This window comes from Xanthomonas sacchari (genome assembly GCF_024266585.1).
GTDB lineage: Bacteria > Pseudomonadota > Gammaproteobacteria > Xanthomonadales > Xanthomonadaceae > Xanthomonas_A > Xanthomonas_A sacchari_C.
On sequence record NZ_CP100647.1, the window covers coordinates 4,408,838 to 4,429,838 of the forward strand.

A 21,001-nucleotide genomic window follows, 5' to 3' on the forward strand; every position below is an offset into this window, starting at 1 on the left:
GCTGGCGTCCCTCAAGCGAGCAGGCGCTGGCGGAAGTAGCCGATGGTCTCCTTCAGACCGTCTTCCAGCGCGACCTTCGGCTCCCAGTCGAACGTGGCTTTGGCCAGGCTGATGTCGGGCTGACGTTGCTTCGGATCATCCGACGGCAGCGGACGGTATTCGATCTTCGACTTGCCGCCGACCAGGCGCAGCACGGTCTCAGCCAGCTCCAGCATGGTGAATTCACCGGGGTTGCCGATGTTGACCGGGCCAGTGAAGTCTGCAGGCGACGCCATCAGGCGCAGCATTCCCTCAATCAGGTCGTCGACGTAGCAGAAGCTGCGGGTCTGGGTGCCATCGCCGTAGATGGTGATCGGCTCGCCCTTCAGCGCCTGCACGATGAAGTTGCTGACCACGCGGCCATCATTCGGATGCATGCGCGGACCGTAGGTATTGAAAATGCGCATGACCTTGATTTCGAGCTGGTGCTGGCGCCAGTAATCGAAAAACAGCGTCTCCGCGCAGCGCTTGCCTTCGTCGTAGCAACTGCGAATGCCGACCGGGTTGACGCGGCCCCAATAGCCCTCCACCTGCGGGTGGATTTCCGGGTCACCGTAGACTTCGCTGGTGCTGGCCTGGAGGATGCGGGCGCCGACGCGCTTGGCCAGGCCCAGCATATTGATCGCACCATGCACGCTGGTCTTGGTGGTCTGCACCGGATCGGACTGGTAGTGCACCGGCGAGGCGGGGCAGGCCAGGTTGAAGATACGGTCCACTTCCACATAGAGCGGGAAGGTCACGTCGTGGCGCATCAGCTCGAAACGCGAGTGATTCAGCAAGCCCGCCACGTTCGCCTTGGCTCCCGTGTAGAAGTTGTCGACGCACAGCACATCGTGGCCGCTGTCGATCAAGCGATCGCACAGGTGAGAGCCCAGGAAGCCAGCGCCACCGGTGACCAGAACCCTCTTTTGTTGTTCAAGCATGTACGATCTCCAGAGAAATTTGCGCGCCCGCGAACGGGCAAGCCATCGTGCCCGCGATTTAGCGCGGCATTGTATTCGAAATTACCGCCCCGCTTGGGCGGCCGCCCCTTGTGGCACCGGCCCTCTCCGCCCCGCGCCGTCACTCCCCGCAACGCTCCCGGGCGCTGCGGCCTATCCTATCACTGGCTGTAGCCACGGCCCCTGTAGCAGCAGCGAGCGCAGTTCGCGCCCGTAGTCACGCCAACTCAGGATGCGCCCGGCCAGAGGTCCGCACCCGGCCAGCTCCGGCACCCGCAGCAACGCAGCCAGCGCCGCGCTGTCGCCGACTGGGAAGTAGGCGGCATGTTCGCCGGCAATTTCCCGGAATACGGCGATGTCCGACAGCAACAGCGGGGTCCCGTGGCGCGCAGCCTCCACAATCGGCAGCCCGAACCCCTCGGACAGCGAGGCCTGGATCAGTCCATGGGTGGACCGATAGGCCAAGTCTAGTTCAGCGTTGTTGACCTTTTCCGGCCAGAACAGCCGCTTGCCGAACTGCGGGCTATTGCGAATGGCCGCGACCAGCTCCTCGCTCCCCCATCCATCCTTGCCGACGATCAGCAGATTGGCCTCCAGGCCGGCCGCCCACCCCGCCTCGAAGGCGCTGAGGATGGTGCGATAGTCCTTGCGCGGCTCCATCGTGCCCACCGCCAAGAAGGTGCGCGTGCCGGCCTCGAATAAGGCGCTGATCGATGGACGGATCTCGCTGTCCATGCCCACCTCCATCACGTCCGATCCCAGATGGACATAACCGATGCGATGGTTGGCGCGATGTTCGACGCCGTTCTCGGCGATCCAGGCGCGAAGATCCTCAGCGGTGGTCCGCGAGTTGCAGACGAACATATCGGCATGACGCACGGCGAACTCGGTCCACGCGCGAAACGCCGGCGGCATGCCTTCGCCACAGGTCTCGGGGAAGCGTAGCGGAATGATGTCGTGGAAGAACACCGCCACCTCGCCGCCATTGCGGCGGACCTTGCCAATGCTCGGCAGGAAGCGTTCGGGACCCACCCAGGCGGAGTCGGCCAGGAACAGCATGTCGCGGCTGCGGATGCCCTCGACCTCATCGAAGGCCGGGCACTCGACGCCCAACGTCTTCTTGACCAACAGATGCGCCGAGCGGATTCGCTCGCCTTCATGGTAGACCGGCACGAACAGCATCCGCCCTTCGGCGTTGCGCGCACACAGCTCGCGGACCAGGTTGCGGACCACGCGCTGGATACCGGTGCCGTAGTCGACCCGCGCCATCTCGCTCATGTCGATCAGCACGCGTTGGGGGCTGCCGAAACTGCCCACCGAGCACAGCGATTCGTAGATCCCATCGACGATCGAGGCCGAACGCGCTGACAGCGTCGGCTTCAACAACGCCGCAACACCCGCACTCGACAGATGCGCATAGTGCGCGCGGACCGCCTCGGCCCAATCGATGGCTGTCCCCGGCTGCGCGGCACCGCCCAAGGATTGCACCGGCACGCGCCGCAGCATCGGCGCGACCGCCATCGCCAGCTTTGCGGGCTGAGAACCGGCTTCCATGACCCCCAGGCAATCGGAGATCAGCTCGGGCAGGGCATGGTCGTGCGCTGGCAGTTGCCCCTGCGCAAGCAGGGCGTACAGCCCCGGCCACTGCGCATGCACTTGGCCGGCGCGCTCGCCGGGGAACGCCAAACCGCGAATCGTCGTGCCATCGGCGCTGCCGTGCAGCGCAACCACCACGTCCAGCCCCAGGTCCGAAGCCAGCGGTTGCTCGGGAAACGCCTGCACATGCATGTAAGTCGGCCATTGCCCGGCGTCGCGACTGGCGATTTCCACGCTGTTGGTCCTGCCGAACAGCGAAATCCGCTCGACCCACCCGCCGATCGTCTCGGCCGGGAGGGTATCGGCGACCACGATGGCGACCTTCGAATGGCCCTCGTTGCCACCCCGACCCGACTCGCGCCGCTCCAGCGCAGCCTGCCAAGCGGCGATGCTGAGCTGCGCGGTGCGGCGCCAGGAAAAATCCTTGACCCGCTCCAATCCATAACGCTGCAACTGGGAGCGCCAAGCATCGTCGCCGAGCACGCGCTGCAGCGCGGCGGCGATCGCCAGCGGACTTGTCGCATCGAATCGCGCCTCGTCCAGCGCAACGATCTCCTTCAAGCTGGAATTGTCGCCTACCACGACCGGCGCACCGCAGGCCATCGCTTCCACCACCGGCAGGCCGAAACCCTCGTATAGCGACGGGAACACGAAGGCACTGCAGCAGGTATAGAGGTCGACAAGTTCAGCGTCGGTGACGTAACCGGTGACCACCAGCGCATCGTTTTCTAGGTCGCACTGCTGGGCGAATTGGCGCAGTTCTTCGGCTTGCTCGGCCTGATTCAGCACGAGTTTCAGCCCTTGCCGCTGCGCTTGCGGCACGGCCGCGAAGCCAGCGATGGCGCCGCGGGTGTTCTTTCGGTAATCGTTGTTGCCAGTGTAGAGGACATAGCGTTCGGCCAACCCGAAGCGTTTGGCCAGGCGCGCACGCGCAGCGGCGATGTCGGGCGAGGGCTGGAATACCTCCGAATAGCCGGCATAGATCACATGCACACGCTCCGGGTCCAGATCCAGCAGACGCACCGCGTCGTCCTTGCTGGACTGCGAGTTGGCCAGGAGCACATCGAACTCGCGCAACTGCGCCATCTTGTGCTGGTACCAATCGCGGATGCGCGGATCGGACAGGTAGCGGTCGCTCATCACCAACGGAATCAGATCGTGGACCAGACAACTGGTGAGGCTGCCGCGCGTGCGCGCCATCCGCCCCAGGCTGGCGCAGGGCTCGACAGCGCCCTCGAACAGGCTCGGCACATGCACGATGTCCGGTGCCATCGCCTCTACGTGCAGGCGTACCAGTTCCTCGCGCAACGTCGCCTCGGGTTCGCTGGTCGGAAACGCACTCCACAAACCGGCCGGATAGCGGTAGCCATGCAGGCGGTCGGCGGCGATCCTGCCGGCGAATTCGCCGAGCACGTCGCCGGCCTGACGCTCGTAGGTCAGGTCCAGCGAACAGTGCAGATCGAACGGCAGATCCGCCGCGCCGAGCAGTCCTCGCAGATGCTCACGGGTATAGCGGCCGATGCCGCGCGTATTCGATCCGTTCTGCAGCGACTGCAGATCGAAAAGCAATGAAGGTTTTCGTTGTTGCATGATATCCACGCTGCCCCCTGTCATATCCATCGCAGCCGGTTTACAGCGGCTTGGTCGCGACGATGGCGTAATCGGGGGAAACCGAAAGCCAGTCGACGAAGCGATTGATCTGTTCCGCGCCCGGCACGTCCGCAGCGACGGACCCGGTCTCGGGCACGAAGCGCCCGTCTTCGAGCAGATCCACGTGCACATCGGCGAAACCGCGATCGCCGGCCATCCACGCCAGCAACGGCGGCGGTAGCGGATTGCGGTGAGTCGGATCGAAATAGAAGTAGTAGGCGCTGGTGCGCAGGTTTTGCGGATTGGGCGTCTCCAGGATCAGCTTGCCGCCCGGGCGCAGCGCCCGCAGCGCTAGGTCCAGCAAGCGCACCAGCACTTCCACCGGCACATGTTCCACCAGATGAATGGATGTGATGACCGCCAGCGAGTCCGGCTCGCAAGCTTCCAGGGCGGTCAGCGCGTCGACCAGCGAAACCTCGCGACCGGCCTGGCGGTTCTCCTCTACAAACACCGGATTCAGGTCAATGCCACGCGCCTCGTAGCCATGCCCAGCGAGCAGGCCAAGCAGTTCACCACGACCGCAGCCCAGATCAAGCACTTTGCGGCAACCGGTCGCAGCAGCGGCGTCGGCGATGTAGGGCAGATACACTTCGCCGCGGCGCCGGATCTCCTCCTGGCTGCCCCGAAAGGCCTGCTCCAATCGCACGTACATCGCGGACAGCTCGTCCTGGGTCGCCGCCTCCGCGGTGACGTTCTGCATGGCCGCGCCGTAGAGGCCGGGGTGCTGCGACAGGCGCTGCATCAGATCGTCGAGGATCGCCGACCGCCGGGATTCGAGACCAGCATCGATGTCCTCGATCCGGTTGGCGAGGTCCTGCATGCGGCGCATGACCTCACCCTCGGTCCTACCGACCGACTTGCGCAGCGTGTGTGCGGACGCCGAAATCTGCTGGCGCAACTCCGTGCGCAGGTCGTCGACCGCGGCAGCGGCGCGACGTTCGGTGCGGTCGCCACGCGCGGCCAGGCGCGCCTCGACCGAATCGATACGCTGCCGCAACTCGCCTACGCGCAACACCGACAGAACGAAGTCCAACACGCGCCCACCGCGCTTGCGGCGGATCCGCTGCAGGAAGTAACGCAGACGCAGGTCATGGATCACTACGCCGGCATTCAGCCCCTCCTGCGACTTGCGCAGTTCACCCAGAACTTCGATCTTGGACAGCTGCCCGACCTCCAGCGCGCGCAGGTAGACCTGCCGCCCGGAAGCATCGGGCAGACGCCTGAGTACCGCCTGGTAGGCGATCTCGATGAACTCCTCGCCGGAATAGGCCAGCAGCTCGGACAACGCGTACGCGTCCTTGGGTTGGAACGGAACGGTCACGCGACGTGACACATCGCCTTCGACATCCCGCGCCAACATCGGCAACTGCAGTTCCTGCATCACTGTACGTGGATCGATCAACATCGACTCAACCCTTCACCAAAGCAGCCGAGCAGGCATCAGTTCGCTGCATGGAAATCTCCGCCGGTAACCAGGCCACGCCGTCGAAGCGCGGCTTGCCGATGTTGGCGACCTTGAACACCAGCGCAAGGTCCCGCCACTCGTAGTTGTCGACCAAGTGGGTCTCGGTGCTCGACAGCGCCACGGAAACCGAATAGCTGCCCGCCCCCATGTTGGCATCGAACTCGGCGATGAAGCAGATGCGTTCGCCGGCGCCGACGCGCTCGACGACCTGACGCGTATGATCGGTATTGGTGCCGAACACAGCCTGGCCGAGACGGTCCTTGATCAGGTAACCGACCACCAGCCTGGCGATCTCGCCGACGCAAACGATGTCGACACGCAGGCGCACCCGCTGCCCGACCGCGACGAACTCCAGCGGGTCGCCCTTCTCGTCCAGCAGCATCACGTTCTCGACGGTGGCCTGGCCATTGCCCGAGACGGTAACCAGTTCGCCACGCTCGTTGACCATCTGCTGGATGTCGACATCATCCTCTTTCTGCGCGATTAGGGCGTTGTAGTAATCCATCACGCCTGCGGCGTCACCATCCATCAACAGCCGCCCCTTTTCGATCAGGATCGCGCGATCGCACAACGAGATCACCGCGGACGGGTCGTGGCTGACGATCAGCAAGGTGGTACCCGCCTCCTTGTACTCGCGGATCCGCTTGATGCACTTGTGGACGAAGTAGGTATCGCCCACCGACAGCGCCTCATCGACGATCAGCAGATCGGGACGGAACGCCGTCGCCACGCTGAACGCAATGCGCATCTGCATACCGCTGGAATAGGTGCGCACGGGCTGATCGAAATACTCGCCGATCTCGGCAAAGTCCTCGATCCCCGCCATCGCCGCGTCGATCTGCCCCTGCGAATATCCCATCAGGCCCGCGGCATGGCGAACGTTCTCGCGACCGGTCAGGTCGCTGTTGAAGCCCATGCCCAGCTCAAGGATGGCCGCCACCCGGCCGATCCGCTCGACCGAACCGGCGGTCGGCATGGTGGTGCCGGTGATCAGCTTGAGCAGGGTCGACTTGCCGGCGCCGTTCTGGCCGACGATGCCGACGGTTTCGCCGGCGCGGATGCTGAAGTTCACATCGCGAAGCACCCAGTGCTCATCTGCCGGCTGCAGCGGCACGCCGAACCACGACAGCGCGCGTAGCCATTCGCTGCTCCACTTCCGATAGGCCTTGCCCAGGCCAGTGACTTGCAAGGAACCATTCATAGCACGTCCACCATTTCCGGGCTCGCTCGACGAAACATGACCAACCCCGCGACGAGCATCAACAACGACGCGATCACCAGATAGGCCAGCTCATGGAAAAGCGGTGGCTTGTTGAAGACCAAAACGTTCTGGTAGCTGGTCACCAGGGGATAAAGCGGATTATAGGCGAACAGGCGCCGATAACTCTCGGGCAGAATGGTCAGCATGTACACCACCGGCGTCATCCAGAACAGCGCCTGCAGCACCACCGGGACTACCTGCGCGATGTCGCGCATGAAGGTATTGAGGATGCCCAGGATCATGCCCAGGGAAAGCGCGAAGATCAGGGTGATCAGGATCAGCACTGGCAGCCATACCACCTGCGTTCCCGGCATGTGCCCAAGCATGGCAAACACGCCAAAGATCGCCAACAGCAACAGCATGTTATTGACCAGCATGGTGCCGCCTGCGATCAACGGCAGGCAGATCCGCGGAAACGCCATCTTCTTCAACAGATTACCGTTTTCCACGAACAGGTTGCAGCATTTGTTGATGGTTTCCGAAAACAGTGACCATGCCAGCGTGCCAGCCATCAGATACAGCGAATACGCATATTTGTTGTCCACGCCCGGCAGCTTGGCCGACAGCACTTCAGACAGAATCAAGGCGAAGATCAGCACCTGCGCAAGCGGATGGATGATCATCCACAGGCCGCCCAGCTTGCTGCGCACGAACCGCGAACGCAGTTCGGACTTTATCGAGGAAAAAATGAAGAACCGATAGGCCCAGATAGCCCTCAGCATGCCCAACATGGAGTTACCTCGTGATCGAAAGCGGCGTGATGAATCATTGGATGTGTTGTAAGGTCTGCAACGATCGCAACCTGGTGATCATCGCGGCAGCGGCGGCATTCGCGCTCATCAGGGTGGAGATCGTGTGTTGCGCGCACTGCCCCTTGCGGCGCGCAAGCTCGGGCGACGCGACCAGGCGCGCCATCCAATCGGCGGCCACGTCGACGTCTGCGTCTGCCCACTGCCCGCCCTGGACGTGCGGATACTGACCTTGTTCCACCGCAATCAACCGGAAAGGCACCAGGCAACTATTCTCATCGTCCATGAAATCCAGATTACCGGACCAACCCGTCCCGATGACCGGCTTGCCGAGCGCCATGGTTTCGGCGAGCCCCAGGCCCAGGCCCTCCGCACGATGCAGCGATACGTAGGCATCGACGCTGCGCTGCAGCGCGCAGACCTGGGCGTCGCTCAGGATTTGGTCGCGCAGGAGCACACGGGCGTCGCCCTGGGCGTGGCGGCGAAGCTCCGCCAACAGCGCCGGATGGCGGTGGCCGTTACTGGTCTTGATCAGCAACTGCACCCGCGCGGCCGGGTCGGGAAACGCCCTCTTGAACGCTGTAATCACCGCAAACGGGTTCTTGCGATGGATCGACGAATTGAAATCGAAGCTGCACAGGAACACGAAGGCATCGTCCTGCAGATCGAAGCACGACCGCGGCAATGTCAGGTCGAGCGCCTGCGGAATCGGGTGCGGGATGCGGATCACAGGTTTATCGGTCGCATGACGAAACGCGCGTTCGACGAATGCCGTCGCGACCCAGATTTCATCAACCTGTGCGACCACCTGCATCCAGTCCGCGGGGATGCTGTCCAGTTCCCAGAACCAGAAACCGATGGTATAGGCCGCCGCCGGCAGCGACGGCCGGACCTGCGCGAAATGATCCGGATTGACGAAGACCAGATTGATCGGATGCGATGCCGCCCCCCCCATGAACGACACGAGGCTACGATCGTCGCAGGCATGCGGGATGGCGATGCCAGCATCGTTGAGGCTGACTGGATAACCCGCCTGCAGCAAGGCGCGCGCATACTGCCGGGCGCTCTGCCCCAGCCCGAACTGACCGTATAGATAGCCATAGAGGTTCAGCCCCGGCCCCAGCGTCGCATCCACCGCAGGAAACGCTGGCGGCCGCTCCGGCCCGGATGCCACCTGCGCTGTGTCGCGCAGACCCGCAAAGCGCATCGTCGCCATCTGTCTGGACAGGCGCCACTCACACAGCCGGTCGCGCGCTTTGGCGAGCGGAACCCGCAGGTTGCCGCCCACGGCGCGTAACAGGCGTCTCACCATGGCGTGATGCACGCCGGACCCGTCGTGCCATCCTGTGCCCCGGCATGCATCACTGCAATGCCCTGCCCAGATCGGCCCGCAAATCCCCCACATCCTCCACCCCCACACTCAACCGCACCAACGCATCGCTGATGCCGAGCTGTTCGCGGCGCTGCACCGGCACCGAGGCGTGGGTCATCACCGCCGGGTGGTTGACCAGGCTTTCGACGCCGCCAAGGGATTCGGCCAGGGTGAACAGGCGGGTGCGTTCGCAGAAGCGCTTGGCCGCCTCGAAGCCGCCCTTGAGCACGATCGAGACGATGCCGCCGTAGCCGCTCATCTGCCGGCCGGCCAGGGCGTGCTGCGGGTGCGAGGGCAGGCCCGGGTAGATCACCTTCTCCACCGCCGGGTGCGTGTCCAGCCACTGCGCCAGCGCCAGGGCGTTGTCGCAGTGCGCGCGCATGCGCAGCGGCAGGGTCTTCAGGCCGCGCAGGGCCAGGAAACTGTCGAACGGGCCCTGCACGCCGCCCACCGAGTTCTGCAGGAAGGCCAGTTGCTCGGCCAGCTCGGCGTTGTCGCCGACCACGGCCATGCCGCCGACCATGTCCGAGTGGCCGTTGAGGTACTTGGTCGCCGAATGCACCACGATGTCCGCGCCCAGCGCCAGCGGCCGCTGCAGCAGCGGCGAGGCGAAGGTGTTGTCGACCACCACCAGCAGGCCGTGCTTGCGCGCGATCGCGGCGATCCCGGCAATATCGACGATCTTCAGCATCGGATTGGTCGGGGTCTCGATCCACACCATCTTGGTGGTCGGACGGATCGCCGCCTCGAACGCGGCCGGATCGGTCAGGTCGACGAAGCCGAACTCCAGCGCCGCGGTGCGCTTGCGCACGCGCTCGAACAGGCGGTAGCTGCCGCCGTACAGGTCGTCCATCGCGATCACGTGGCTGCCGCTGTCCAGCAGCTCGATCACCGTGGCGGTGGCGGCCATGCCGGAGGCGAAGGCGAAGCCGCGGCTGCCGCCTTCCAGCGCCGCCACGCAGCGCTCATAGGCGAAGCGGGTCGGATTGTGGGTGCGCGAGTACTCAAAGCCCTGGTGTTCGCCGGGGCTGGACTGGGCATAGGTCGAGGTCGCGTAGATCGGCGGCATCACCGCGCCGGTGGACGGGTCCGGATGCTGTCCGCCATGAATGGCCAGGGTCGCCAGCGCCAGCGCAGGGCCGTCGCCATGGGGATTCGACGTGTTGTCCGTCATGAGGGGTTCCCGGAAAAGGGGCGTGATTCTAGCAGCGCGGTCTGAACGGCCCCATGCAGCGCGGGGCCGTGCCGACCGCAGGGATTACTGCACCCGGCGGCGCAGGTAGTTGAGCAGGTCGATGCGGGTGATCAGGCCAAGGAAGGCGCCTTCGTTCATCACGATGGCGACCTGGCCGCGGTCGAACACCGGCAGCAGGGCCTCGATCGGCGATTTGACATCCAGCCGGTCGAGCTTGCTGACCATGGCCGTGGCCACGGGGTCGCGGAACCGCGCCTCGTCGCCGTAAACGTGCAACAAGACATCGCTTTCGTCGACGATACCGACCAATTGGTCGCCTTCCATGACCGGCAGCTGCGACACGTCGTACAGCTTCATGCGCTGGTAGGCGGTGGTCAGCAGGTCCTTGGGGCCGACCACCACGGTGTCGCGCTGGCTGTACGGGCGCAGGATCAGGTCGCGCAGGTCGCCGTGCTGCGGGCGCTCCAGGAAGCCGTTGTCCAGCATCCAGTAGTCGTTGTACATCTTCGACAGGTACTTGTTGCCAGTGTCGCAGACGAACACCAGCACCCGCTTGGGCTCGGTCTGCGCGCGGCAGTACTTCAATGCCGCCGCCAGCAGGGTGCCGGTGGAGGAGCCGCCGAGGATGCCTTCCTTAGCCAGCAATTCGCGCGCGGTGTGGAAGCTTTCGGCGTCGCTGATCGAATAGGCCTTCTTGACCCGGCTGAAATCGGAGATCGCCGGCAGGAAGTCCTCGCCGATGCCCTCCACCAGCCAGCTGCCGGACTTCTCGCTGACCGTGCCCTGCTCGATGTACTCGGTCAGGATCGAACCGACCGGGTCGGCCAGCACCAGTTCGGTATGCGGTGAAGCCGCGGCGAAGGCGCGCGACAGGCCGGTCATGGTGCCGGAGCTGCCGCAGCCGAACACGATCGCGTCCAGCCGGCCGTCCATCTGCCGCAGGATCTCCGGGCCGGTGCCGAACTCGTGCGCGGCCGGGTTGTCGGGGTTGCCGAACTGGTTGATGAAGTAGGCCCCGGGGGTCTCGGCGGCGATGCGCGCGGCCAGATCCTGGTAGTACTCGGGGTGGCCCTTGGCCACGTCGGAGCGGGTCAGCACGACCTCGGCGCCCATCGCCTTGAGGTTGAAGATCTTCTCCCGGCTCATCTTGTCCGGGACCACCAGGATCAGCTTGTAGCCCTTCTGCTGGGCGACCAGGGCCAGGCCGATGCCGGTGTTGCCGGCGGTGCCCTCGACCAGCACCGCGCCGGGCTTGAGGTCGCCGCGGCGCTCGGCCGCCTCGATCATCGACAGGCCGATGCGATCCTTGATCGAACCGCCGGGATTGGCGCTCTCCAGCTTCAGGTACAGCTCGCACACCCCGGCGTCGAGCTTGCTGGCCTTGACGATGGGGGTGTCGCCGATCAGGTCGAGTACGGAGGAGTGAATGGCCATCGGGTCCGAGTGCGTCGCGCCGCGGCAGCGGCTGGACCGGGCATTATCCCTGCTCGGGGGTGGAAAGTCAGAGAATGCGCGCGGCGCAGACGAAAAAAGCCGCAATCGCGGCTTTCGGGAGGGGGATGACGCGGACGGTGGCAAGCCGACGAGGAGGCCAGCCACCGCCCGCGACAAGGGGAAAGCGGACGGTCAGTGCGGCTTCTGCTCGTAAAGGCGCAGCAGCTTTTCCTTGGCGGCGAGCTTTTCGCGCTTCATCTGCGCCAGGGTGACATCGTCGATCGGCAGTACGCCGAGCTCGGCGTCCATGCACTTCTTGTCCAAGGTCTTGTGCCGCTGGTAGAGCTGCTTGAACTCCGGATCGGACTTGATCAACGCGTCGATTTCGGTCTGCGGTTGCCCTTCGAACATAGGAATAGCCTCCTTCAGCTAGAAACAAGAACGCCCCGGCCGCTGCGGCACGGGGCGTTGCCTGGGAGCGGAAGCGTGCGAGCCGCCGGCTGCACCGCCGCAACGCCTGGAACCGCGGTTCCTGCGACGTCGGATTGCGGTGCGCGCCACTGCATCATCGGCTCGAACTCCTCCGTTGGCACCAGGCGGCGGGAGTGTCGCCTGGAATACCGACCCTACGCTTCCCCACCGCCGCGGACAAGAGAAGCAGGCCCGCTTTACCGCATTCAGTTGCTCGGCGCTCAGGCCCAGGGAAAAACCCCGTTAAATCACCGGCGCAGGGACCTCGACTGCCTCAGGGCGCGATCACGACTTCGGCCGAACGGGCCTTGGTCGAGGCGCCCTTCTTGCCGACCGCCTGCACCCGGTTGGCGGCGACGCCAGCGCTGACCAGGGCCGCACGCAGGGCGTCGGCGCGCTTCTGCGCCACCCCGGCGTCGCTGTCGTAGGCCTCGATCCGCGCCCGGCCCTTGTTGATCTGCAGGTACTGCGACAAGGCCTTGGCCTGGTTCGCGGCATCGCCCGACAGCGCCGCCTTGCCGGCGCCGAAGGCCGCGCCGGTGAAGGTGAAGACCTCCCCGCGGGCCTCGAAGCGCGAAGCCGGCAGCTTGGCGCCGGCGACCAGTTCGGCCTCCTCGCGCGCCAGCTTGGCCGATTTCTGCTGCGCGGCGCTGAGCTTGGCGGTCTGCTGCCCGGCAACGCTGGCCAGCGCCGCATCCGCATCGGCGCGGGCAGCCTGTTCGGCCTCGGCCGCCTGGCGCAGGCTCTCGGCCTCCTCGGCCTGAATCTGCGCCTGCACGCGCAGGCGCTCGGCCTCCTGGCGGGCGCGCGCGGCCTCGCGACGGCTGGCCTCGATCAGCAGGTCGCTGCGGGTCTTCTCCAACTGGTCGACCTGGCGCCGCGCCAGTTCGGCGCGGGCCATGGTCTCGGCGATCTCGACCCGGCGCTCGGCCAGGTAGCGCGCCTCGTCGCGCTCCTTGCGCTTGGCGTTGGCGAAGTTGGCCACCGCCTGCTGCGCCTGCAGGCGCTCGTAGGCGGCGACATCGGCGTTGAGCGGATCGGCCTGCAGCGCCATCAGGCGCTGGTTGAGCACGGCCAGTTCCGGATCGTCGGCGGCCAGTGCGCCCAGCGGCGCCAGCAGCAGCGCCAGCAGGGCCAGGCGGCGCATCCCGTGCAGCGCGCGGCTCATGGCGTGCCCTCCCCGGTGCCCAGGGTCTGTTGCAGCTGGGCCACCTCGGCCTGGCGCTGCTTCAGTTGCGCGGTGGCCACCGCCTCCTCGCTGCGCGCCCGCGCCAGGTCGGCATCGGCGGCCACGCGCAGCGCCAACTGCGGCGCGGTCTTGCGCGCGCGGCGATCGAGCGCGGCCTGCTGCGCCTGCTCCAGGCCCTGGCGGGCGCTGGCCAGCAGGTCCGGCGCGTACTGGTCGGCATCGGCCTGGATCGCGCGCTGCACCGCCTGCTGCGCGGCCAGCAGTTCCGGCGAAGCCACCTGGGCGAACGCGGCCGGCGCGGCGAACAACGCCAATGCGCAGGCCATCACATACTGCTGACAACGGAAGTGTGCGAAGCTAGTTTTCATCTAGGGGGGCCGTGGACGGAGACGTCGATCACGGCCATTGTCGGAAGCCTGTGGCGCGCTTGCAACGGGCGACTGCGGATCGTTGGGGAACCATTGCGCATGGATATCGGCTATTTCCTGAAGCTGATGACCGAAAAGAACGCCTCGGACATGTTCCTGACCACGGGAGCACCGGTCTACATCAAGATCGAAGGCAAGCTGTACCCGCTCGGCGCCACCGGCCTGCCGCCGGGCATGGTCAAGAAGATCGCCTACTCGCTGATGGACGAAAGCCAGGTGCCGCTGTTCGAGCGCGAACTGGAATTGAACATGGCCATCGCCCTGCAGGACGCCGGACGCTTCCGCGTCAACGTGTTCAGGCAACGCGGCGAGGTCGGCATGGTGATCCGCGCGATCCGCAGCAAGATCCCCAGCATCGAGGAACTGCACCTGCCGCAGGTGCTCAAGGACGTGATCATGACCCCGCGCGGGCTGGTCCTGGTGGTCGGCTCGACCGGCTCGGGCAAGTCCACCTCGCTGGCGTCGATGATCGACTACCGCAACAGCACCACCACCGGGCACATCCTCACCATCGAGGACCCGATCGAATACCTGCACAAGCACAAGCTGTCCATCGTCAACCAGCGCGAGGTCGGCCTGGACACCCACGCCTTCCACAACGCGCTGAAGAACGCGATGCGCGAGGCGCCGGACGTGATCCTGATCGGCGAGATCCTGGACGCGGAGACCATGGAGGCGGCCATCGCCTTCGCCGAGACCGGGCACCTGTGCCTGGCCACCCTGCACTCCAACAACGCCGACCAGACCATCGAGCGCATCCTCAACTTCTTCCCCGAGAGCGCGCACAAGAACGTGCTGATGAACCTGTCGCTGAACCTGCGCGCGGTGATCTCGCAGCGCCTGGTCAAGGACAGCAGCGGCCGCCGCCGGCCGGCCTCGGAAGTGCTGTTGAACACGCCGATGATCCGCGACCTGCTGCGCCGCGGCCAGGTCCACGAGATCAAGCAGGCGATGGAGGAGTCGCTGGAGGAAGGCATGGAGACCTTCGACCAGTGCCTGTTCCGCATGGTCAAGCAGGGCCAGATCGAGCAGGAGGAGGCGCTGCGCGCGGCCGACTCGCGCGACGGCCTGGCGCTGAAGTTCCGCCTGTCCGAAGGCGGCAGCGGCGAGCACGACCCCTACGCCGACTACGACAGCGGCCCCAGCGCCGCGCCGCGCATCACCCACGGCTTCATCTGAGGCGTCGCCGTAAGTAATGCGGCGCCTATGCAGGGATACCTGGGTAGGAGCGGCTTCAGCCGCGACGGCTTTCCCGGACGTGCCCGGTCGCGGCTGAAGCCGCTCCTACGACGACGCCGGGGTTACTGCGCGTCCGGCTGGTGTTCCGGGCGCGCCGCGTCGAACGCCGGCAGCGCCAGGCAGGTGCGTTCGATCCGCTGCAGGGTCGGATAGGCCTGCAGGTCCATGCCGAAGCGGCGTGCGTTGTACAGCTGCGGCACCAGGCAGCAATCGGCCAGGCCCGGTTGCTCGCCATGGCAGAAACTGCCGGTGTCCGGCGACTCGGCGAGCAGTTGCTCCAGCGCATCGAAGCCGGTCTGCATCCAGTGCCGCATCCACTCCTCGCGCTCGGGCTGCGGCACGTTCCAGGCGCTTTCGAAGAACTGCGCCACGCGTAGGTTGTTGAGCGGATGGATGTCGCAGGCGACCAGTTGCGCCAGCCCGCGCACGCGGGCGCGGTCGATCGGCGCGTCCGGCAGCAGCGGCGGCTCCGGCCAGTGCTCGTCCAGGTATTCCAGGATCGCCAGCGACTGGCGGATCGGCTGGCCGTCGTGGCACAGGGTCGGCACCAGTTCCTGCGGGTTCAACCGCGCATATTCCGGCGAGTGCTGCTGGCCGCCATCGCGCACCAGGTGCACCGGCACCGCCTGGTAGGCCAGCCCCTTGAGCTGCAGCCCGATGCGGACGCGGTACGCGGCGCTGGATCGCCAATAGGTGTAAAGCTGCAGTGCCTCGTCCATGCCCGCCTCCGTCTGCGCAGTCGACAACGATACCGGTGGACACCGGCGCCACGGCACCGCCGGTCGCCCCGGTAGCGCCGCCGGCCGGGTCAGGGCAGCGGCGCCTGCTCGATGCGCTGCTCGATCGCGCCGAAGATGCTCACTCCGTCACGGTCCAGCATCTCGATCCGCACCACGTCGCCGAAGGACATGTACGGCGTGCTCGGCTTGCCGTCGCGCAGGGTTTCCACGGTGCGCTGTTCGGCGAAGCAGGAGGCGCCGCGCGTGGTGTCCTGGTTGGCGATGGTGCCCGAGCCGACCACCGCGCCGGCCGCCAGCGGCCGGGTCTTGGCCGCGTGCGCGACCAGCTGCGCGAAATCGAACTGCATGTCCTCGCCGGCCTCCGGCGCGCCGAACCAGGCGCCGTTGATATGGGTCAGCAGCGGCAGATGCACCTTGTTGTCACGCCAGGCCTCGCCCAGTTCGTCGGGGGTGACGAACACCGGCGACAGCGCCGAGCGCGGCTTGGACTGCACGAAGCCGAAGCCCTTTGCCAGCTCCGGCGGGATCAGGTTGCGCAGCGACACGTCGTTGACCAGGCCGATCAGTTGGATGTGCGCGGCGGCCTGCGCCGGCGTCGCCGCCATCGGCACGTCGTCGGTGACCACCACGAGCTCGGCTTCCAGGTCGATGCCGTAGTCCTCGCTGACCACCTTGACCGCATCGCGCGGGCCGTAGAAACCGGCACTGACCGCCTGGTACATCAGCGGGTCGGTATAGAAGCTCTCCGGCACCTCGGCACCGCGCGCGCGGCGCACCCGCTCCACGTGCGGCAGGTAGGCGCTGCCGTCGAGGAACTCGTAGGCCCGCGGCAGCGGCGCGGCCAGCGCGGCCATGTCCAGATCGAACTGGCCGTCGGCGCTGCCGTCGTTGAGCGATTCGGACAGGGCGTTCAGGCGCGGGGCGAGGTTGCTCCAGTCCTCCAGCGCGCGCTGCAGGGTCGGCGCGATGCCGGTGGCGCGCACCGCGCGGGTCAGATCGCGGGACACGACGATCAGGGTGCCGTCGCGACCGCCTTCCTTCAGGGAACCTAGCTTCATGTCCGTCCAGTGCTGGGGGCTGAGCCGGCGATTGTACGGCCAGACGACGGCTTGGTTTCAACTGAAACGGAACGACATTTTGTGCGGCGCGCCAATTCAGGTACACTGCGGCGGTCTGCATGCGGCCGTCCGTTTCCCTCAGGGACCGCCGGCGAGGCCAGGATCGCAATGATCCGCTCGCCCGCCCCGCCCGACGCCTTTCGTGGTGCCGACGAACCCCAGCCTCGTGCCGCGGGTTGATCCACCCTCTCGCAGCGCGGTTCACGGGAACGCTCCGAGCCTCACCTACTTGCGCCTGCGCACCGGGTCCGTCCCGGTGTCGGCGCGTTATCCGGAGCATCCTAATGTCGTTCGAATCCTTGGGCCTTGCGCCCTTCCTGCTGCGCGCGCTGGCCGAGCAGGGCTACGAAACCCCCACCCCGATCCAGGCGCAGGCCATTCCCGTCGCCCTGGAAGGCCATGACCTGATGGCCGGCGCGCAGACCGGCACCGGCAAGACCGCCGCGTTCGGCCTGCCGCTGCTGCAGCACCTGGGCACCTCGCCGCAGCCGGTGGGCCCGGGCCCGCGCAAGCCGCGCGCGCTGGTGCTGACCCCGACCCGCGAACTGGCCACCCAGGTGCACGACAGCCTGCGCGGCTACAGCAAGTACCTGCGCATTCCCAGCGCCACCATCTACGGCGGCGTGGGCATGGGCAACCAGCTCGACGCGCTGCGCCGCGGCGTGGACCTGCTGATCGCCTGCCCGGGCCGCCTGCTCGACCACCTCGAGCGCCGCAGCGTGGACCTGTCCGGCATCGAGATCCTGGTGCTGGACGAGGCCGACCGCATGCTCGACATGGGCTTCCTGCCGTCGATCAAGCGCATCCTGGCCAAGCTGCCCAAGCAGAACCGGCAGACCCTGCTGTTCTCGGCCACCTTCGAGGAAGGCATCAAGCAGCTCGCCCGCGAGTTCATGCACGACCCGCAGGAAATCCAGGCGACCCCGAGCAACACCGTTGCCGACACCATCACCCACCGCGTGCACCCGGTGGACGGCGCGCGCAAGCGCGAACTGCTGCTGCACCTGCTGGCCGCCGATTCGCGCAAGCAGACCCTGGTGTTCGCCCGCACCAAGCACGGCGCCGACAAGCTGACCACGTTCCTGGACAAGTCCGGGCTGAAGACCGCGGCGATCCACGGCAACAAGAGCCAGGGCCAGCGCCTGCGCGCATTGAGCGACTTCAAGGCCGGCCGCATCACCGTGCTGGTGGCCACCGACATCGCCGCGCGCGGCATCGACATCGACCAGTTGCCCAAGGTCATCAACTACGACCTGCCGATGGTCGCCGAGGACTACGTGCACCGCATCGGCCGCACCGGCCGCAACGGTTCGACCGGCGAGGCGATCTCGCTGGTGGCGCAGGACGAGGCCAAGCTGCTGCGCGCGATCGCACGCATGCTCAAGCGCGACATGGACATCCGCGACGTGCCCGGCTTCGAACCGGCCACGCCGATCCGCTGGGGCAACAACAACCCGCCGGACGAGCGTCCGGGCGGCCAGCGTCCGCCGCGCCGCGGCAGCCATGCCCGCCGCGGCCATGGCGATGCGCCGGCGCACGCGCACGCCCATGCCGGCAGCAAGAAGCCCGGCGGCAGTCACGCCGACGGCGCCCGCCGCCAGGGTCAGGGCCAGGGTCGCCGCCACGGCAACGGCGGCAACCGCGCGCCCGCCGCGCCGCGCTGAGCCACACTGAGCGCGCGCCCACGGCATTGGCCGTGGGCGCCGCAACACCGCCAGAGCCGCCCTTCGGGGCGGCTTTTTCATGCGCCGCGCTCCTGCGCCAGGAGCCCGCGCAGCGTGCGGCCGTCGCTGGCGGCCGCCCCCGCCACGCGCCTTCGCCTCAGCCGCCGATCAACGCGACATTGCGGTCGATCTGCGCGCGATACGCGTCCAGCACCGCGGCAGTGCGCGCGATGTAGGTGCGCAGGTCGTCCCAGCGCCGGTCTTCCAGCGCTTCGCGGATGCCGGGCAAGGTCTTGACCTCGTAGCCGGTCGCCAACCCCGGCGCGTAGACCAGATTGCGGTACCACGCGCGTCCGGGCAGCCCTTCCTCGGCCAACAGGCGCTGGTCGATGCGCTGCAACGAGGCGTTGAGCGTGCGCCGCGTCGCCGCATCCAGCGCGCCGGCACGCGCGGCCAGCGCCGCGTCGTAGCGCTGGCTGCTGGCCTGCAGGCGGGCGATGGCCTGGTCCAGCGCGGCGAAATCGATCGGCGGCACCGCCGGCTTGGGCGGCGGCGGCTGCAGCGGACGATTCGGATTGTCGGCCGCGCGGTAGGCGCCGTCGCGCAGCAGCGCGGCCTGGGTCAGCGCGGCCTCGCGATCGCTGTCGGCCTGCTGCTTGAGTTCCTTGGCATAGCCGGCCACCGCATCGGCGAAGTCGCCGAAGCGCTGCGGCAACACCGGCGCATTGGCCACGCGCAGCACGGTGCGGCCGACCGTCTGCGACAGCAGCGGCAGATAGCGGAAGTCCGGATCGATGAAGCGCGCGAAATAATCGTAGGAGTCGTAGAGCGAGTGATAGACGCCGCTGCCGCCGCCCTGGCCGCCATAGCCCAGGTCCAGCGTGGCCAGGCCCAGGTGCTGCAGGAACGGGCTGTAGTCGCTGCCCGAGCCCAGCGCCTTGAGCGGCAGGTCCTCGCCCGCCGCGGCCTTCCTGGCGATGTCCTTCTGCAGCGGCTTGGCGTTGGGCGCCAGCGCCTCCAAGCGCGCGCGGGCACGCTGCCGCTCGAGCACGCTGACCCCGCTGTCGGGATCGCGCAGGTCCGCGGCCACGCCGTTGACCAGCCGCTGCAGCGCATGGCTGCCGCCGGCGTTGAGGAAGCCGCGGCCGTTGCCATCGGTGTTCACGTACAGCACCGCCTTGCGCCGCAACTCGTCGGCATGCTGCTCGGCCCACTCGGTGGACCCCAGCAGCCCGGCTTCCTCGCCGTCCCAACTGGCGTAGACCAGCGTGCGCCGGGGCCGCTGGCCCTGCCGCGCGAGTTCGCCGATCGCCTTGGCCTCGGCCAGCAGCGCGGCGGTGCCGGACAGCGGGTCGGCGGCGCCGAACACCCAGCCGTCGCGATGGTTGCCGCGCACCACCCATTGGTCGGGATACTCGCTGCCGCGCAAGGTGGCGATGACGTTGTACAGCGTCTTGCGCCCGCTCCAGTCGGCATCGACCTTCAGGTGCACCTGCGCGGCGCCGTCGCCGCCGAGGCGGTAGGTGATCGGCAACGCGCCGCGCCAGTCCTCCGGCGCCACCGGGCCGCGCAGCGCCGCCAGCAGCGGTTGCGCGTCGCCCCAGCTGATCGGCAGGGTCGGGATCTTCAGCACGCTGCGCGCCTGATCCAGCGGCAGGCGCTTGGCGCCGGCGGTCGCGCCCACGCCGGGGGTCAACGGATCGCCGGGATAGATCGCGAAGTTGGCGACCGAGCCGCGCTGCACGCTCCACTGGTTGCGCGCCGGGCCGTCCGGATACGGCAGGTCCTGGAAATAGCCGTCGTCGCGCGGATCGGAGTAGATGATCGCGCCGATCGCGCCGTGCTCCTGCGCCAGGCGCGGCTTGAGCCCGCGCCAGCCCTTGCCGTAGCGGGCGATGACGATCTTGCCGCGCACGTCCACGCCATTGCGCGCCAGCGTTTCGTAATCCTCGGCGATGCCGTAGTTGACGTAGACCAGGTCGGCGGTGACATCGCCGTTGCCGCCGTAGATCACGTACGGCGGCAACACGTCCTGGGTCTGCGTCGAGGTGCTGTCGCCGGGCAGCGGCGGTTCCTGCAACCGCGCCACGTACGGCTGCGCGCCCAGCAAGCGCAGTTCCGCGCTCCTGGGCGACGGCCACAGCACCTGGTATTCCTCGATCCGCGCATCCCAGCCGTAGCTGCGCAAGCGCGCCTGCAGGTCGCGGGCGTTCTCCAGGTTGTGCGGGGCGCCGACCTGGTTGGGACGCGAGGACCACTGTTTGAGCCAGCCGCGGTAGTCCGCGTCCTGCAGCCCGGCATCGAAGCGCTCCTCCAGCGCGCGTTGCGCCTCGGCGGCCGCGGCGTCGTAGCCGGGCAACGGCGCCGGCTGCGCGAACGCGGAGGACACGGCGAGGATCAGGACCAGCCCGGCACTGCGGCGGCGGTGCGACATGAAGACACTCCTTGAA

Annotated in this window: 16 protein-coding genes; 2 read left to right on the plus strand and 14 right to left on the minus strand. The window is 67.0% G+C overall.

From position 1 onward, the window contains the following. Positions 1-11: 11 nt before the first annotated feature. The 11 genes from NKJ47_RS18505 to NKJ47_RS18555 form a co-directional block, all read right to left on the minus strand. Positions 12-962 carry a UDP-glucuronic acid decarboxylase family protein gene (locus NKJ47_RS18505; RefSeq protein ID WP_043090217.1) on the minus strand — a complete coding sequence of 317 codons (951 nt, stop codon included), beginning with the start codon at positions 960-962 and terminating at the stop codon, positions 12-14. Between the two features lie 171 nt (positions 963-1,133). Then, positions 1,134-4,145: a glycosyltransferase family 4 protein gene (locus NKJ47_RS18510; protein WP_254459200.1), complete on the minus strand. Its 3,012-nt coding sequence runs from the start codon at positions 4,143-4,145 to the stop codon at positions 1,134-1,136. Positions 4,146-4,206: 61 nt separating this feature from the next. Further along, positions 4,207-5,631: a methyltransferase domain-containing protein gene (locus NKJ47_RS18515; RefSeq protein WP_254459201.1), complete on the minus strand. Its 1,425-nt coding sequence runs from the start codon at positions 5,629-5,631 to the stop codon at positions 4,207-4,209. 4 nt (positions 5,632-5,635) lie between these two features. After that, positions 5,636-6,892, minus strand: a complete 1,257-nt coding sequence (locus NKJ47_RS18520; RefSeq protein WP_254459202.1) for an ABC transporter ATP-binding protein — start codon at positions 6,890-6,892, stop codon at positions 5,636-5,638. Next, complete coding sequence (locus NKJ47_RS18525) at positions 6,889-7,683, minus strand: ABC transporter permease (protein WP_254459203.1); 795 nt, start codon at positions 7,681-7,683, stop codon at positions 6,889-6,891. Before NKJ47_RS18525 ends, NKJ47_RS18520 begins: the two co-directional genes overlap by 4 nt. Before the next feature lie 34 nt (positions 7,684-7,717). After that, the gene (locus NKJ47_RS18530; RefSeq protein WP_254459204.1) at positions 7,718-9,013 is read right to left on the minus strand and encodes a glycosyltransferase; all 1,296 of its coding nucleotides are present in this window, start codon (positions 9,011-9,013) and stop codon (positions 7,718-7,720) included. Positions 9,014-9,062: 49 nt separating this feature from the next. Beyond that, positions 9,063-10,247, minus strand: coding sequence for a cystathionine gamma-synthase (locus NKJ47_RS18535; protein ID WP_254459205.1), 1,185 nt, complete (start codon positions 10,245-10,247; stop codon positions 9,063-9,065). A gap of 84 nt (positions 10,248-10,331) precedes the next feature. Beyond that, positions 10,332-11,702, minus strand: coding sequence for a pyridoxal-phosphate dependent enzyme (locus NKJ47_RS18540; RefSeq protein WP_254459206.1), 1,371 nt, complete (start codon positions 11,700-11,702; stop codon positions 10,332-10,334). A 192-nt stretch (positions 11,703-11,894) separates the two neighbouring features. Next, the gene (locus NKJ47_RS18545; protein WP_010340228.1) at positions 11,895-12,113 is read right to left on the minus strand and encodes a YdcH family protein; all 219 of its coding nucleotides are present in this window, start codon (positions 12,111-12,113) and stop codon (positions 11,895-11,897) included. A gap of 334 nt (positions 12,114-12,447) precedes the next feature. Then, entirely contained in the window at positions 12,448-13,320 is an 873-nt protein-coding gene (locus NKJ47_RS18550) for a hypothetical protein (protein ID WP_254461472.1), read from the minus strand. A 17-nt stretch (positions 13,321-13,337) separates the two neighbouring features. After that, the gene (locus NKJ47_RS18555) at positions 13,338-13,730 is read right to left on the minus strand and encodes a DUF4398 domain-containing protein (protein WP_254459207.1); all 393 of its coding nucleotides are present in this window, start codon (positions 13,728-13,730) and stop codon (positions 13,338-13,340) included. 99 nt (positions 13,731-13,829) lie between these two features. Between NKJ47_RS18555 and NKJ47_RS18560 the strand changes: the two genes are divergently transcribed. After that, positions 13,830-14,969 carry a PilT/PilU family type 4a pilus ATPase gene (locus tag NKJ47_RS18560; protein ID WP_254459208.1) on the plus strand — a complete coding sequence of 380 codons (1,140 nt, stop codon included), beginning with the start codon at positions 13,830-13,832 and terminating at the stop codon, positions 14,967-14,969. Between the two features lie 122 nt (positions 14,970-15,091). Here the strand turns inward: NKJ47_RS18560 and maiA are convergent, their stop codons facing one another. After that, positions 15,092-15,748 carry a maleylacetoacetate isomerase gene (gene maiA, locus NKJ47_RS18565; protein ID WP_254459209.1) on the minus strand — a complete coding sequence of 219 codons (657 nt, stop codon included), beginning with the start codon at positions 15,746-15,748 and terminating at the stop codon, positions 15,092-15,094. Positions 15,749-15,837: 89 nt separating this feature from the next. Next, complete coding sequence (locus tag NKJ47_RS18570; protein ID WP_254459210.1) at positions 15,838-16,827, minus strand: fumarylacetoacetate hydrolase family protein; 990 nt, start codon at positions 16,825-16,827, stop codon at positions 15,838-15,840. Positions 16,828-17,171: 344 nt separating this feature from the next. Here NKJ47_RS18570 and NKJ47_RS18575 point away from each other — a divergent pair, with 344 nt between their 5' ends. Continuing rightward, the gene (locus NKJ47_RS18575) at positions 17,172-18,551 is read left to right on the plus strand and encodes a DEAD/DEAH box helicase (RefSeq protein ID WP_254459211.1); all 1,380 of its coding nucleotides are present in this window, start codon (positions 17,172-17,174) and stop codon (positions 18,549-18,551) included. A gap of 157 nt (positions 18,552-18,708) precedes the next feature. Here the strand turns inward: NKJ47_RS18575 and NKJ47_RS18580 are convergent, their stop codons facing one another. Continuing rightward, positions 18,709-20,985 carry a transferrin receptor-like dimerization domain-containing protein gene (locus tag NKJ47_RS18580; protein WP_254459212.1) on the minus strand — a complete coding sequence of 759 codons (2,277 nt, stop codon included), beginning with the start codon at positions 20,983-20,985 and terminating at the stop codon, positions 18,709-18,711. Between the last annotated feature and the right edge of the window lie 16 nt (positions 20,986-21,001).

Coding starts and splice junctions, on each gene's coding strand:
- NKJ47_RS18505 (WP_043090217.1), bottom strand. CDS start 962: ATGCTTGAACAACAAAAGAGGGTTCTGGTCACCGGTGGCGCTGGCTTC.
- NKJ47_RS18515 (WP_254459201.1), bottom strand. CDS start 5,631: ATGTTGATCGATCCACGTACAGTGATGCAGGAACTGCAGTTGCCGATG.
- NKJ47_RS18520 (WP_254459202.1), bottom strand. CDS start 6,892: ATGAATGGTTCCTTGCAAGTCACTGGCCTGGGCAAGGCCTATCGGAAG.
- NKJ47_RS18525 (WP_254459203.1), bottom strand. CDS start 7,683: ATGTTGGGCATGCTGAGGGCTATCTGGGCCTATCGGTTCTTCATTTTT.
- NKJ47_RS18530 (WP_254459204.1), bottom strand. CDS start 9,013: ATGGTGAGACGCCTGTTACGCGCCGTGGGCGGCAACCTGCGGGTTCCG.
- NKJ47_RS18535 (WP_254459205.1), bottom strand. CDS start 10,247: ATGACGGACAACACGTCGAATCCCCATGGCGACGGCCCTGCGCTGGCG.
- NKJ47_RS18540 (WP_254459206.1), bottom strand. CDS start 11,702: ATGGCCATTCACTCCTCCGTACTCGACCTGATCGGCGACACCCCCATC.
- NKJ47_RS18545 (WP_010340228.1), bottom strand. CDS start 12,113: ATGTTCGAAGGGCAACCGCAGACCGAAATCGACGCGTTGATCAAGTCC.
- NKJ47_RS18550 (WP_254461472.1), bottom strand. CDS start 13,320: ATGCGCCGCCTGGCCCTGCTGGCGCTGCTGCTGGCGCCGCTGGGCGCA.
- NKJ47_RS18555 (WP_254459207.1), bottom strand. CDS start 13,730: ATGAAAACTAGCTTCGCACACTTCCGTTGTCAGCAGTATGTGATGGCC.
- NKJ47_RS18560 (WP_254459208.1), top strand. CDS start 13,830: ATGGATATCGGCTATTTCCTGAAGCTGATGACCGAAAAGAACGCCTCG.
- maiA (WP_254459209.1), bottom strand. CDS start 15,748: ATGGACGAGGCACTGCAGCTTTACACCTATTGGCGATCCAGCGCCGCG.
- NKJ47_RS18570 (WP_254459210.1), bottom strand. CDS start 16,827: ATGAAGCTAGGTTCCCTGAAGGAAGGCGGTCGCGACGGCACCCTGATC.
- NKJ47_RS18575 (WP_254459211.1), top strand. CDS start 17,172: ATGTCGTTCGAATCCTTGGGCCTTGCGCCCTTCCTGCTGCGCGCGCTG.
- NKJ47_RS18580 (WP_254459212.1), bottom strand. CDS start 20,985: ATGTCGCACCGCCGCCGCAGTGCCGGGCTGGTCCTGATCCTCGCCGTG.